This window comes from Rhodanobacter terrae, assembly GCF_042657005.1.
Lineage (GTDB): Bacteria > Pseudomonadota > Gammaproteobacteria > Xanthomonadales > Rhodanobacteraceae > Rhodanobacter > Rhodanobacter terrae.
Genome location: NZ_JBHSNG010000005.1, coordinates 162,170 through 175,365, shown reverse-complemented (window position 1 = coordinate 175,365; position 13,196 = coordinate 162,170). Strand labels below are relative to the sequence as shown.

The following is a 13,196-nucleotide window of genomic DNA, read 5'->3' as shown; positions in this document are numbered from 1 at the left end:
CAGCAATCCCGAACGGATTACTTGACGGCGGATGCGGCAGCTGCTGCCTTGGCGCTGATCTTGGCGGCGGAGACCGCGGCGATGTCTTCCTTGATGCGGGCCGCCTTGCCTTCCAGGCCACGCAGGTAATACAGCTTGGCGCCGCGCACCTTGCCCTTGCGCTTCACGGTCAGCGAATCGATGGCCGGGCTGTGCGCCTGGAACACGCGCTCCACGCCGGTGCCATGGGAAATCTTGCGCACCGTGAAGGCCGAATGCAGGCCGCGGCTGCGCTTGGCGATGACGATACCCTCGAACGCCTGCACGCGCTCGCGGTTGCCTTCCTTCACCTTGACGTTGACCACCACGGTGTCGCCGGGGCTGAATTCCGGCAGCTGGCGGGTGATCTGCTCGGATTCGAACTGTTCAATGATCTTGTTCATGGCGCACCTGTCGGTTCACTTTAGCGATATCAATGCTGCGGTCGTCTTTCGGCCGCATCGTCTTGCCGCAACCGCTCGGCTTGAGCATGTTCACGGCGGAATTCATCCAGCAAGGCCCGGGATCCAGCATCCAGCCCACGCTGCGACAACAAGTCCGGGCGGCGCAACCAGGTTCGTCCCAGCGATTGCTTCAGGCGCCAGCGGGCAATCGCCGCATGGTCACCGGACAGCAGCACCTCCGGTACATCACCCAGCGCATCATGCACCGGTTTTCCATAATGCGGACAATCCAGCAGGCCATCCGAGAATGAATCCTGCTCGGCCGACTGCGCGTGATTCAACGCACCGCCCTGCAAGCGTCCCACCGCGTCGATGATCACCGCTGCGGCCAGCTCGCCGCCGGACAGCACATAATCGCCGATGGAAAGCTCCTCGTCGACCTCGTGCGCCAGCAGGCGCTCGTCCACACCTTCATAACGTCCACAGAGCAGCGCGATGCGCGGCAATTTCGCCAGCGCTTCCACCCTGCCCTGCGTCAGCCGCGCTCCCTGCGGACTGAGATAAATCAGATGCACCGGTTCCGCTGCCGCGTCCCGCATGGCCGCCAGGGTCGTGCGCAACGGCTCGATCATCATCACCATGCCGGGACCGCCGCCATACGAGCTGCTGTCGACGGAACGGTGCCTGTCGGTGCTGTAGTCGCGCGGATTCCAGGTTTCCACCTGCAACAACTCGCGTTGCTGCGCGCGTCCCACCACACCAACGGCGGCACACTGAAGCACGAAGTCGGGAAACAGGCTGACGACATCGATGCGCATGATCCCGATCCTCAAGCCCCGCGACCCGGCGACGTCAGAATTCGGGATCCCAGTCCACCACCATGCGCCCTGCGGACAAGTCCACCGAACGCACATACGAACCCTGGATGAAAGGAATCAGCCGCTCGCGCTCGCCGTCCCTCACTACCACGACGTCGTTGGCACCGGTGGCGAACAGGTGACTGACCCGCCCCAGCTTCACGTCTTCCGTGGTGACAACCTCGAGTCCCTCGAGATCGACCCAGTAATACTCATCCTTCGCGGGAGGCGGTAGCTGCTCACGGGCCACATAGATGTCATGGCCGATCAACGCTGCTGCGTGTTCCCGGTCGTCCACGCCTGGCAACTGGGCCACCATGCCCTTGCCCTGCGAACGACCCTTCGCTCCCGAGATCTGCGTCTCCACACCCGGCGCTGCGGTAAGCAGCCACGGCTGGTAGTCGAAGATCCGCATGCGCGGCTCAGCCCAGGATTCGATCTTGAGCCAGCCCTGCACACCGTACAGCCCGACGATGCGTCCGATCAGGACGCGTCGACTGGCTGCGGTCATACTCAGGCAGCCTGCAGCTTGCCGGCTTCCTTCACCAGCGCGGCGACCTTGTCGGTCAGCTGAGCGCCCTTGCCCACCCACTCCTTGACGCGCTCGACGTTCAGCTCAAGGCGCTTGTCCTTGCCCGACGCGACCGGGTTGTAATAGCCGATGTTCTCGATGTTGCGGCCGTCGCGCTTGCTGCGCTGATCGGTCACGACGACGTGGTAGAACGGACGGCCCTTGGCGCCACCGCGCGAAAGACGAATCTTGACCATGGTAAAACTCCAGAATTGCCGAATCAGCGGCAGGCACACGAGAGACGTGCGCGGTAAACGGGGCATTTTAATGGAAAACGGGGAAAAGGGAAGGCCTGATGGCGGGAAGTGAGTTCCTCACTCTCAGCGCATCGGCGGCAGCCCGCCGCCCATGCCCTTCATGGCACCCCGCATCTGTCGCATCAGGCCCTTGCTGCCACCCTTGGACAGCTTGGACATCATCTTTTCCATCTGCATGTATTGCTTGAGCAGGCGGTTGACGTCGGCCGGCTGGGTGCCTGAACCGCGCGCCACGCGGGCGCGGCGAGAACCGTTCAGCAGATCCGGATGGCGACGTTCCTTCTTGGTCATCGAACTGATGATGGCCACCATCCGCTTCATCTCGCCGTCGTCAACCTTGGATTTGACGCTGTCCGGCAGGTTGGACACGCCAGGCAGCTTGTCCATCAAGCCCGCCAACCCACCCATATTGCTCATCTGCTCCAGCTGATCCTTCATGTCGTTCAGGTCGAAGCGCTTGCCCTTCATCACCTTCTGGGCAAGTTTCTGCGCCTTCTCCTGGTCGACCTTGCGCTCGACCTCCTCGACCAGCGACAGCACGTCGCCCATGCCGAGGATGCGCTGCGCGAGACGATCCGGGTGGAACGGCTCCAGCGCGTCAGTCTTCTCGCCGGCGCCGAGGAACTTGATCGGCCGGCCGGTCACATAACGCACGGACAGCGCCGCGCCGCCCCGGGCATCGCCATCGGTCTTGGTCAGGACCACGCCGGTCAGCGGCAGGGCTTCGCTGAACGCCTTGGCGGTGTTGGCCGCATCCTGGCCGGTCATCGAGTCGACCACGAACAGGGTTTCGATCGGCGTGATCGCGGCGTGCAAAGCCTTGATCTCGGCCATCATCGCCTCGTCCACGTGCAGGCGACCGGCGGTGTCGACGATCAACACGTCGACCACTTCCCGACGGGCCGCCGCGACCGCGGCCCTGGCGATGGCGACCGGGTCCTGGCCCGACTCGGACGGGAAGAACTTCACGCCGACCTGCTCGGCCAGCGTGCGCAATTGCTCGATCGCGGCCGGACGATAGACGTCGCAGCTGACCACCATCACCTTTTTCTTCTTGCGCTCGGTCAGCAGCCGCGCCAGCTTGGCCACCGTGGTGGTCTTGCCGGCACCTTGCAGGCCGGCCATCAGCACCACGGCAGGCGGCTGCTGGGCCAGATTCAGCTCCGTGTTGGCGACACCCATCACCGTGGTCAGCTCGTCGCTGACCACCTTGATCAGCGCCTGGCCCGGCGACAGGCTCTTCAGCACGTCCTGGCCGACCGCACGCACCTTGATGCGCTGGATCAGCGCCTGCACCACCGGCAAGGCGACATCCGCCTCCAGCAATGCGATGCGCACCTCGCGCAACGACTCGCGGATGTTCTCCTCCGTCAGCCGGCCGCGGCCGCGCAGGCGATTGACGGTGGTGGAAAGGCGTTGGCTGAGCGACTCGAACATGGCGAAACCGGCAAACTGGAAAGTTTCCGATTATAGCGGACCGAGCGCCGCTCCCCCCATGCACGCCTGGCGGGGCCTGTGCGACACTTGATGGCTATGATCATCCATGTCTTTGCGTTGCTGTCCATCGCGCTCTATCTCGCTGCAGCCGTGGGGCTGGCGCGGCCGTTGCTGAGCGGCGGCCAACCGCTGAACCGGCTGGCGCTGTACCTGGCTGGCGGCGCGGTAGCGATGCACGCCGGCATCCTGCTGGGTATGCACCGCGGTGCGCTGGACCTGCACTTCTTCGCCGCGCTGTCGCTGGTCGCCTTCGTGGTATCGGCACTGACCCTGCTGGTGAATCTCTCGCGGCCGGTCGCCGCACTCGGCGTCATCGTGTTTCCGCTGACGGCCGCACTGATAGCTGTAGACAGCTTCCTGGCGCCGCCCACGATGCCGCTCGCCATGGACTGGCAGATCAAGCTGCATGTCACGGTGGCGCTGATCGCATTCAGCGTGCTGTCGATCGCCAGCGTATTCGCGATTCTGCTCGCGGTGCAGGAACGCGCCTTGCGCCATCGCCAGTTCGGTCCGTGGCTGCGCGCGTGGCCGCCGCTGACCTTGACCGAGACGTTGCTGTTCCGGCTGATCGGCGCGGGCTTCGTGCTGCTGACGCTGACCTTGCTCACCGGTGCGCTGTTCGTCGACAACCTGTTCGGCCAGCACCTGGCGCACAAGACGATATTGTCGATCGTGGCATGGCTGGTATTCGGCGTCCTGCTCTACGGCCGCTGGCGCCGCGGCTGGCGCGGCCAGCGCGCGGTCAACCTCACGCTGCTCGGGATGGCGGCGCTGGTGGCAGCCTTCTTCGGCTCGAAGTTCGTGCTGGAGCTGATCCTGCATCGCCCGCTGACCTGATCGCGCCAGGTCGCTCTCGAGGCACTCAGCGACAGGCGTCGATCGCTTCCGCCAGCCGCTCCACCCCGATCACCTCCATCTCGCCGACGCGGCCCTTCTTCGGCCCATTCGCCTTCGGCACGATCGCGCGGCGGAAGCCGTGATGCGCGGCTTCCTTCAGGCGCTCCTCGCCGTTCGGCACCGGGCGGATCTCGCCGGACAGTCCGACCTCGCCGAACGCGACGGTGTGTTCCGGCAGCGGCCGGTCGCGCAGCGACGACAACACCGCCAGCAGCACCGGCAGATCGACCGCCGTCTCCTGCACCCGGATGCCGCCGACCACGTTGACGAACACGTCCTGGTCGTACGCCGCCACGCCTCCGTGCCGATGCAGCACGGCCAGCAGCATGGCCAGCCGGTTCTGTTCCAGCCCGAGCGTGACGCGGCGGGGATTACCCAATGAAGACTGATCCACCAGCGCCTGCACTTCGACCAGCAGCGGCCGGGTGCCTTCGCGCGTCACCATCACCGCACTGCCCGAGGTTGGGCCATTGTGCGAGGAGAGGAAGATCGCCGACGGATTCGGCACCTCGCGCAGGCCTTTGTCGGACATCGCGAACACACCCAGTTCGTTCACCGCACCGAAGCGGTTCTTGAACGCACGAAGGATGCGGAAACGGCTGCCGGACTCGCCCTCGAAATACAGCACCGCGTCGACCATGTGCTCGAGCACGCGCGGACCGGCGATGCCGCCCTCCTTGGTGACGTGGCCGACCAGGAATACCGAGGTGCCGGTTTCCTTCGCGAAACGAGTGAGCTTGGCGGCAGATTCGCGCACTTGGCTCACCGAGCCCGGCGCCGCGGCGAGCAACTCGGTCCAGATCGTCTGGATCGAATCGATCACCAGCACGCGCGGCCGCGATGCCATCGCCTGTTCCAGAATGCGCTCGATGCAGGTCTCCGCCAGCGCCTGCAGCGGCTCCAGCGGCAAGCCCAGCCGCTGCGCCCGCGACGCCACCTGCGACAGCGACTCCTCGCCGGTGACGTACACGCTGGGCAGGTGCGCGCCCAGCGTGCCCAGCATCTGCAGCAGCAAGGTCGACTTGCCGATGCCGGGATCGCCACCGATCAGCACCACCGAGCCTTGTACCAGTCCGCCGCCGAGTACCCGGTCCAGCTCGCCGATGCCGGTCAGCGTGCGTGCCTCGGTGGTCAACGCCACTTCGGTCAGCGGCGTGATGCGCGCCACACCGGCCGCGTTGCCCGCATAGCTGGAACGTTGCGCCCCGACGGACGACGCGGCTGCCGACGCCGGCGTCAGCACAATGGCGCTCAGCGTATTCCACACCCCGCATTCGACGCACTGCCCTTGCCACTTGTTGTGCTCGGCGCCGCACTCGGTGCAGACGTAGGCGGTCTTGGCTTTGGCCATGCGGGTTCCCGGCTGGATACGATGACGCTGAGCTTAGCCTGCGGCCATCGCATGCGGCGAGACGCATCGGCCCGGGACCCTGTCAGCTTTCGTCTTCCACGCCATGCCAGTCAATGTTCGTCTTCGACGAACAGCACCCGGCGTGTCATGCCGCAGGTGAGGTCATAGGAGATCGTGCCGGATTGCGCGGCGATCAGTTCGACCGGCAACTCCGCGCCCCACAACAGCACGCGGTCGCCGATTTTCGCGGCCGGCGCATCGCGCAGGTCCAGCGTGATCAGGTCCATCGAGACGCGGCCGATCAGCGGAACGCGCCGATCGCCGACCAGCACCGGTGTGCCGGCCATGGCACTGCGCGGATAGCCGTCGCCGTAACCGACGGCAGCCACTCCGACCGGCATGTCTTCGGGACATGTCCAGGTGCCGTTGTAGCCGATGCGTTCACCGCGTTTGATCGGGTTGATCGCGATCAGGCGCGTGCTCAGCGTCATCGCGGGACGAAAGCCGAAATCCGCGCCGGTCTTGCCCTCGACCACCGACAAGCCGTACAGCAGGCCGCCCGTGCGCACCCAGTCGCCGCGCGCGTCGGGCCAGCCAACCACGGCGGCGGAATTGGACAGCGAGCGCGGCCCCCGGAACATTCTTGTCGCCTCGTCGAAGCAGGCGATCTGCGCCAGCGTCTGCTGGCCGTCGAAGATTTCGGAATCGGAGAAGTGGGTGAGCAGGCCGATTTCGGGATCGATACCGAGCATTGCAGCGAGTCGGGCATGCACGTCGGCCACGCGCTCCGGCGCGAAGCCTAGCCGATGCATGCCACTGTCGATTTTCAGCCAGACGCGCAGCCGTCCGCGCGCCGGCTCGGCCTGCGTCAGCCACTGCAGTTGCGCCTCATGATGGATCGCCGCGTCCAGCTGCAGCCGCTGCATTTCGGCGATATCGCGGGCGTTGTCGGGGCCGGACAGCACCACGATGCGCTGCTGGTGTCCTGCCGCGCGCAGCCGCAAGCCGTCGCCGAGCGCCGCCACGGCGAACGCCTCGGCTTCGCCGTTCAGCGCGCGGGCAACCCGCTCCAGGCCATGGCCGTAGGCATCGGCCTTGACCACCGCCATCACCTTCGCCGGCGCCGCCAGCGCCTTCAGCCGCGCCAGGTTGTGACGCAATGCGCCGAGGTGGATGGTGGCGACGGTGGTGCGGCTCATGGCAGACGGAAGCCCGGGATCAGTCGAACGACCCGACGAACGAATCCGGCGCGTAGTTCACAAACTTGGTGTAGTGACCCAGGAAGGTCAGCTTGCAGGTATCGGTGGGACCGTTGCGCTGCTTGCCGATGATGATTTCGGCAATGCCCTTGTCCGCCGATTCCTTGTTGTAGTACTCGTCGCGGTAGATGAACATGATCACGTCGGCGTCCTGCTCGATCGCGCCGGACTCGCGCAGGTCCGACATCATCGGACGCTTGTCTGCGCGCTGCTCCAGCGAGCGGTTCAACTGCGACAGGGCGATCACCGGCACGTTCAACTCCTTGGCGAGGCCTTTGAGTGAACGCGAAATTTCTGAAATTTCGGTGGCGCGATTCTCCTTGTTGCCGGGCACCTGCATCAGCTGCAGATAATCGATCACGATCAGGCCCAGGCCACCGTGCTCGCGGTGCAGGCGGCGCGCACGCGAACGCATCTCCACCGGCGACAGGCTGGGCGTGTCGTCGATGAATATCTTGGCATCGGACAGCAGCGCAATGGCGTTGGAGACACGCGGCCAGTCTTCCTCTTCCAGCGTGCCGTTGCGCAGGTGCTGCTGATGGATGCGGCCGACCGAGGAAATCAGACGGAACGCCAGCTGCGAGGAGGACATTTCCATAGAAAACACCACCACCGCTTTCCTGCCGCCCAACGCGGCGGTCTCGGCGATGTTCAGCGCAAACGCGGTCTTGCCCATCGACGGGCGCGCCGCCACGATGATCAGATCCGACGGTTGCAGGCCGGAGGTGAGGCTGTCCAGATCGTTGAAGCCGGTGCTGACACCGGTGAGCTGGCCGCGATTCTCGTAACGCTCGGTCAGCAGGCGGAACGCATCCTTGACCGCCTCGCGCATCGACACCGAATCCTTCTTGCCACGCGCTCCGGATTCGGCGATGTGGAACACCCGCTGCTCGGCGCTTTCCAGCACCTCCTGCACGCTCTTGCCGTCGGGCCGGTAGCCGTCCTCGGTGATCGAGGTGCCGGCGTCGATCAGCTGACGCATCACCGACTTCTCGCGCACGATTTCGGCGTAGGCCGCAATGTTGGCGGCGCTGGGCGTGCTGTTGGCCAGCTCGATCAGGTAGCCGGCGCCGCCGACCATCTCGGCCAGACCGTTGCTCTCGAACCAGTCGCCCAGGGTCACCGCGTCGCACGGCATGCCCTTGTTTGCCAGCTCGTTGATCGCCCGCCAGATCAGCCGGTGATCCTTGCGGTAGAAGTCCTGCTCGGCCAGCCGGTCGGCCACCTTGTCCAGCGCATCCGGTGCCAGCATCAGGCCGCCAAGCACCGCCTGTTCGGCATCGATCGAATGCGGCGGGATGCGCAGCGCCTCGATGGCCGGCGATGAGGATTTGCGTTCGGGCACGAAGGACATCGGCTTACCTCAAGTGAATGGCTCCACGACCGGCAGGCGACGCGCCGACAATCCGCAGGTAGTCACACCTACATCATCATGCGCGACGGCGTCTCACCCGTCGAGACAATAACCCTGTGGATAAGCTGTGACTTGCCGGGTATAAAAGCCGCCCGGTTGCCGGGAGCATAAAAAAACAAACGGGCGCCATGAGGCGCCCGCTTGTTCCGTCAGTGGATGACGGAGTGTCCGCTTACTTGTCGCCGACCACGATCACCTTGACCGTGGTCTGCACGTCGGCGTGCAGGCTCACCACCACGTCGTACTCGCCGGTGTTGCGAAGCGGGCCTTCGCCCAGGATCACTTCACCCTTGTTGACGGTGTGCCCGGCTGCGGCCAGTGCCTCGGCGATATCGCGCGGGCCGACCGAACCGAACAGCTTGCCTTCCGCACTGGCATGCGCGGAGATCGTCACCGACGCGTCGGCCAGCTTGGCCTTGCGGGCTTCGGCGTCGGTCAGCAAGGTGCTGGCTTTCGCCTCGTACTCGGCGCGACGCTGTTCGAACGCGGCCAGGTTGGCGGCATTGACGCGCACGGCCTTGCCCTGCGGCAGGAGAAAATTGCGGCCGTAACCCGGCTTCACGGTGACCTTGTCGCCGAGCGTGCCGAGGTTGCGGACTTTCTGCAGAAGAATGAGTTCCATGATGCTTCCTTTTCGTTAGCGCCGGTGTGGCCCGACGCAGCCAGAGGACGGTTGTCCGAAGGGTGTCTGAAGTCGCGTCCGGCCGTGGCCGGACTAGACCACTGACCACAGCACCAGGCTGCGGTCAGTCACGCTCAGACGTCGTGGTTGTCGGTGTACGGCAGCAGCGAGAGGAAGCGTGCGCGCTTGATCGCGGTAGCCAGCTGGCGCTGGTAGCGCGCCTTGGTACCGGTGATGCGGCTCGGCACGATCTTGCCGTTCTCGGTGACGTACTGACGCAAGGTGTTGAGATCCTTGTAGTCGATCTCCTTCACGTCTTCGGCGGTGAAGCGGCAGAACTTGCGGCGGCGGAAAAACTTGGACATGGTCTGGATTCCTAATCAGTCGTCGCTGTCGCGATCGTTGTCGTCGCGGTCACGCCCACGCGGGCGGCCCTCGCCTTCGCCATCGTCGTCATCGCGGCGACGGGTGGACTTGGCATCGTCCTTTTCCTTCGACTTCAGGATGAAGGACGGCTCGGTATCGGCCTCGTCGCGACGCACGACCAGATGACGCAGCACGGCATCGTTGAAGCGGAAACCCGACTCCAGCTCGTTCAGCGCGTTCTGGCTCACTTCGATGTTGAGCAGCACGTAATGTGCCTTGGCCAGGTTCACGATCGGATAAGCCAGCTGACGACGGCCCCAATCTTCCAGGCGGTGGATCTTGCCGCCGTCGGTCTCGATCAGCGCCTTGTAGCGCTCGAGCATGGCGGGAACCTGCTCGCTCTGGTCAGGATGGACCATGAACACAACTTCGTAATGACGCAGGGTCATTGTGGTTTGACTCCTTGTGGATGCGGCCTTGCGGCCTCGCAGCCTCCCGCCGTTGCGGTGAGGCAAGTGTCCTGCCGGCACCCAAACAGGCGCGGACAGAAGCGGAATTGTACGGTGCCGGCGAATGATCGCGCAAGTCATTGAAAATCATGACCTGCAGGGTGCACGCCGGTCAGCTGACGGTAAAACTCTCGCCGCAGCCGCATTCACCGGTGGCATTCGGGTTGTGGAACACGAAACTGGCATTGAGGCCCTGACGCTGAAAGTCGATCACCGTGCCTTCGACCAGCGCCAGGCTCTTGTCGTTGACGATCAAGGGCAGCCCGTCCACATCGACCACCTGGTCGCCCTCGCCGATCGACTCGGCCAGATCCACCACGTACGCAAACCCGGAACAGCCGGTGCGCTTGACGCCGAAACGCACACCGGCCGCCGCCGGCGCGCCTGCCAGAAAATGGCGCATGCGTTCGTTGGCGGCGGGAGTGATGGTGATGGTCATGGAGCGAATCCAATCTCGAGGAAAAAGCATTGCGGGAGCCCGGAAAGTCGCAGTGCGGGCAACGGCTACATTATCATGCCGGTTTTGGCCTCGCGCGCCGCGCGCACACGCCATTCATCCCTTACGCGCCGATATGCGGCGCATCAGCAGGAGTTTCAACGATGGCGGTGGTCAGTGTGAAGCAGGCTCTCTCCGGCAAGCTCGAAGCCGGCAGCACGGTGACCGTGCGCGGCTGGGTGCGTACCATCCGCGAGTCCAAGGGCGGCCTGTCCTTCGTGAACGTGACCGACGGCTCCTGCTTCGATCCGATCCAGGTGGTAGTCACCGACCAGGTGTCCAACTACGAGAGCGAGGTCAAGCGTATGACCACCGGCGCCGGCCTGGTCGTCACCGGCACCCTGGTTTCCTCGCAGGGCAAGGGCCAGCGCTTCGAGGTCCAGGCCGAGTCGGTCGAGGTCACCGGCTTCGTCGACGACCCGCTGACCTACCCGATCCAGCCCAAGCCGCACACCATGGAGTTCCTGCGCGAAGTCGCGCACCTGCGTCCGCGCACCAACCTGTTCGGCGCGGTCACCCGCGTGCGCCACACCATGATGACGGCGATCCACCGCCACCTCACCGAGCAGGGCTTCTTCTGGATCAACACCCCGATCATCACCACCTCCGATGCCGAAGGCGCCGGCGACATGTTCCGGCTGTCCACGCTGGACCTGGCCAACCTGCCGCGCCTGCCCGACGGCAAGATCGACTTCCGCAAGGATTTCTTCGGCCGCGAGGCGTTCCTCACCGTGTCCGGCCAGCTCAATGTCGAGGCGTATTGCCTGGCGATGAGCAAGGTCTACACCTTCGGCCCGACCTTTCGTGCCGAAAATTCCAACACGCCGCGCCACCTGGCCGAATTCTGGATGGTCGAGCCCGAGATTGCGTTCGCCGACCTCACCGCGGATGCCGATTGTGCCGAGGCGTTCCTGAAGGCGATCTTTAAGGCCGTGCTGGACGAGCGCGCCGACGACATGGCGTTCTTCGCCGAGCGCGTGCAGCCGGATGCGATCAGCCGGATGGAGGCCTTCATCGCCAAGCCGTTCGAACGCATCGACTACACCGACGCGATCGAGATCCTGAAGAACTGCGGCCAGAAATTCGAGTACCCGGTCGCCTGGGGCATCGACCTGCAGACCGAGCACGAACGTTACCTGGCCGAGAAACATATCGGCCGTCCGGTTGTCGTAATGAACTACCCCGAGGCGATCAAGGCGTTCTACATGCGCTTGAACGATGACGAAAAGACCGTGGCAGCGATGGATGTGCTGGCACCGGGCATCGGCGAGATCATCGGGGGCAGCCAGCGCGAGGAACGACTGGACTACCTCGACCGCCGCATGATCCAGTTCGGTCTCGATCCTGCCACTTATGGCTGGTACCGTGATCTGCGCCGCTACGGCACGGTGCCGCATGCCGGTTTCGGGCTTGGCTTCGAACGCCTGCTGGTCTATATCTGCGGTCTGGCCAATATTCGCGACGCCATTCCCTACCCACGCGCGGCCGGTACGGCCGAATTCTGAGTATCCCGCCCGTCATGCCGCATCGCTTCCCCGCCACCGTTGCCGCACTGGTTCTCGCCGTTCTCCTGGCTGGCTGTCACACCGCCAAGGTGCTGATACCGCCCAATCTGCGACCACCCTCGGAAAACACCGGCGACGCGCTGAAGCTGGCCCAGCAGCAGTTGTTGCAGGCCACGCCATGCTGCAGCAGCTTTGCCGATTTCTCCTATCGCAACATGCTGCCGTGGCAACCCCAGAAGTTCACCCTGGGCAGCGGCAGCATGGTCGCCAACCTCAACGGTACGCACAGCTACTTCCTCGCTTTCCGCCTGCCAGCCGACGTGAAGCTGCCGTACCAGGTGGCCATGAAATCCGAATTGAATGGCCGCTGGCTGCACGCCAGCTATCTGTTCGCGCCCACCGTCGTGCTGCTCGATGGCGGCTTCCAGCCGATCCGCTCCGTGGACATCGGCCTGTGCGAGCACATGGGCTGGAGCGACGAAACCACCGGCGCCTTCGGCAGCGTCAATATCGACGAACCGCAGGCGCGCTATCTGCTGGTCTACAGCTCCGCCGACCAGCAGTCGGGCAAGACTTATTGGGAACAGTCGCCGGCGTCCATCCCCACCACCACGGCGACGCTGACGATGAATCCCACCGGCAGCTTCAGCATCCCGCACGGACCGGATGGTTCGTTGTGGGTGGGCATGATGAACAAGACCTACAAAAAGACCATCGGCAACGCGATCTGCAAGAAGGCGGAAAAAGGCGACGGCGTGCTCAACACCTTGCGCACCGCACTGCCTCTGCCGTGGATCAGCGACAGCAACAACAGCGACGGCAAGACCAACCGCCCCAGCTCGCCATGATCGTCCTGTATCTGACCCTGCTGATCGGCGGCGTCGGCTTGCTCCTGTTGTCGTATCTGGCCCAGTTCCGGCTTATCGCCTTGCTGCGCAAACGCTACCCGCAACACTGGCAGATCATCGCCGAACCCGAACACGGCAGGACTTCGGCGTTCCGCACCTGGATCCGCCTGCAGCACGTGCTGCGCTCACCGGCGTTGCCGGCGCTGGACGATGCGGCCATCAACCGCTGGCGCCAGATCTGGCGTTTCAGCCCATGGCTGGGCTGGTCGTGCTGGCTGGCGGCGGTCGCGATGCGACTGCTGCTGCACTGACAAGACCGAACGGA

General features: G+C 64.6%; 16 protein-coding genes. 4 read left to right on the top strand and 12 right to left on the bottom strand.

Features of this window, described 5'->3' with window-relative positions; genetic code table 11:
* Nucleotides 1-17: 17 nt before the first annotated feature.
* The 5 genes from rplS to ffh form a co-directional block, all read right to left on the bottom strand.
* Complete coding sequence (rplS, locus tag ACFPPB_RS07150) at nucleotides 18-422, bottom strand: 50S ribosomal protein L19 (protein ID WP_377325788.1); 405 nt, start codon at nucleotides 420-422, stop codon at nucleotides 18-20.
* Nucleotides 423-451: 29 nt separating this feature from the next.
* Complete coding sequence (gene trmD / locus ACFPPB_RS07145) at nucleotides 452-1,240, bottom strand: tRNA (guanosine(37)-N1)-methyltransferase TrmD (protein WP_377325786.1); 789 nt, start codon at nucleotides 1,238-1,240, stop codon at nucleotides 452-454.
* Between the two features lie 34 nt (nucleotides 1,241-1,274).
* Nucleotides 1,275-1,790, bottom strand: coding sequence for a ribosome maturation factor RimM (gene rimM / locus ACFPPB_RS07140; RefSeq protein ID WP_377325784.1), 516 nt, complete (start codon nucleotides 1,788-1,790; stop codon nucleotides 1,275-1,277).
* 2 nt (nucleotides 1,791-1,792) lie between these two features.
* Nucleotides 1,793-2,047 (bottom strand): 30S ribosomal protein S16, encoded by a 255-nt coding sequence (gene rpsP, locus ACFPPB_RS07135; protein WP_377325782.1) that lies wholly within the window; start codon nucleotides 2,045-2,047, stop codon nucleotides 1,793-1,795.
* 123 nt (nucleotides 2,048-2,170) lie between these two features.
* Entirely contained in the window at nucleotides 2,171-3,544 is a 1,374-nt protein-coding gene (gene ffh, locus ACFPPB_RS07130; RefSeq protein ID WP_377325780.1) for a signal recognition particle protein, read from the bottom strand.
* Between the two features lie 96 nt (nucleotides 3,545-3,640).
* On the opposite strand from ffh, the gene ACFPPB_RS07125 reads away from it, so the two are divergent.
* Nucleotides 3,641-4,441, top strand: a complete 801-nt coding sequence (locus ACFPPB_RS07125; RefSeq protein WP_377325946.1) for a cytochrome C assembly family protein — start codon at nucleotides 3,641-3,643, stop codon at nucleotides 4,439-4,441.
* 25 nt (nucleotides 4,442-4,466) lie between these two features.
* Here ACFPPB_RS07125 and radA read toward each other — a convergent pair whose 3' ends face one another.
* The 7 genes from radA to ACFPPB_RS07090 all read right to left on the bottom strand — a co-directional run bounded on the left by radA (nucleotide 4,467) and on the right by ACFPPB_RS07090 (nucleotide 10,461).
* Nucleotides 4,467-5,852, bottom strand: a complete 1,386-nt coding sequence (gene radA / locus ACFPPB_RS07120; RefSeq protein WP_377325778.1) for a DNA repair protein RadA — start codon at nucleotides 5,850-5,852, stop codon at nucleotides 4,467-4,469.
* A 110-nt stretch (nucleotides 5,853-5,962) separates the two neighbouring features.
* The gene (gene alr / locus ACFPPB_RS07115; protein ID WP_377325776.1) at nucleotides 5,963-7,051 is read right to left on the bottom strand and encodes an alanine racemase; all 1,089 of its coding nucleotides are present in this window, start codon (nucleotides 7,049-7,051) and stop codon (nucleotides 5,963-5,965) included.
* 19 nt (nucleotides 7,052-7,070) lie between these two features.
* Nucleotides 7,071-8,465 (bottom strand): replicative DNA helicase, encoded by a 1,395-nt coding sequence (locus ACFPPB_RS07110; RefSeq protein WP_377325774.1) that lies wholly within the window; start codon nucleotides 8,463-8,465, stop codon nucleotides 7,071-7,073.
* A gap of 232 nt (nucleotides 8,466-8,697) precedes the next feature.
* A complete protein-coding gene (gene rplI / locus ACFPPB_RS07105; RefSeq protein WP_377325772.1) occupies nucleotides 8,698-9,147 on the bottom strand; it encodes a 50S ribosomal protein L9 in 450 nt (149 codons plus the stop codon).
* 134 nt (nucleotides 9,148-9,281) lie between these two features.
* Nucleotides 9,282-9,512: a 30S ribosomal protein S18 gene (gene rpsR / locus ACFPPB_RS07100; RefSeq protein ID WP_007081973.1), complete on the bottom strand. Its 231-nt coding sequence runs from the start codon at nucleotides 9,510-9,512 to the stop codon at nucleotides 9,282-9,284.
* Between the two features lie 15 nt (nucleotides 9,513-9,527).
* Entirely contained in the window at nucleotides 9,528-9,962 is a 435-nt protein-coding gene (gene rpsF / locus ACFPPB_RS07095; protein ID WP_072760477.1) for a 30S ribosomal protein S6, read from the bottom strand.
* 172 nt (nucleotides 9,963-10,134) lie between these two features.
* Nucleotides 10,135-10,461 carry a HesB/IscA family protein gene (locus ACFPPB_RS07090; RefSeq protein ID WP_377325770.1) on the bottom strand — a complete coding sequence of 109 codons (327 nt, stop codon included), beginning with the start codon at nucleotides 10,459-10,461 and terminating at the stop codon, nucleotides 10,135-10,137.
* Nucleotides 10,462-10,622: 161 nt separating this feature from the next.
* Here ACFPPB_RS07090 and asnS point away from each other — a divergent pair, with 161 nt between their 5' ends.
* The 3 genes from asnS to ACFPPB_RS07075 are packed head-to-tail and all read left to right on the top strand — an operon-like array spanning nucleotide 10,623 to nucleotide 13,182.
* On the top strand, nucleotides 10,623-12,023 hold the full coding sequence (gene asnS, locus ACFPPB_RS07085; protein ID WP_377325768.1) for an asparagine--tRNA ligase: 1,401 nt from the start codon (nucleotides 10,623-10,625) through the stop codon (nucleotides 12,021-12,023).
* Nucleotides 12,024-12,037: 14 nt separating this feature from the next.
* On the top strand, nucleotides 12,038-12,871 hold the full coding sequence (locus tag ACFPPB_RS07080) for a MalM family protein (RefSeq protein ID WP_377325766.1): 834 nt from the start codon (nucleotides 12,038-12,040) through the stop codon (nucleotides 12,869-12,871).
* Nucleotides 12,868-13,182 carry a hypothetical protein gene (locus ACFPPB_RS07075; RefSeq protein ID WP_377325764.1) on the top strand — a complete coding sequence of 105 codons (315 nt, stop codon included), beginning with the start codon at nucleotides 12,868-12,870 and terminating at the stop codon, nucleotides 13,180-13,182. The genes ACFPPB_RS07080 and ACFPPB_RS07075 overlap by 4 nt, the downstream gene beginning before the upstream one ends.
* The last annotated feature ends 14 nt before the right edge of the window (nucleotides 13,183-13,196 follow it).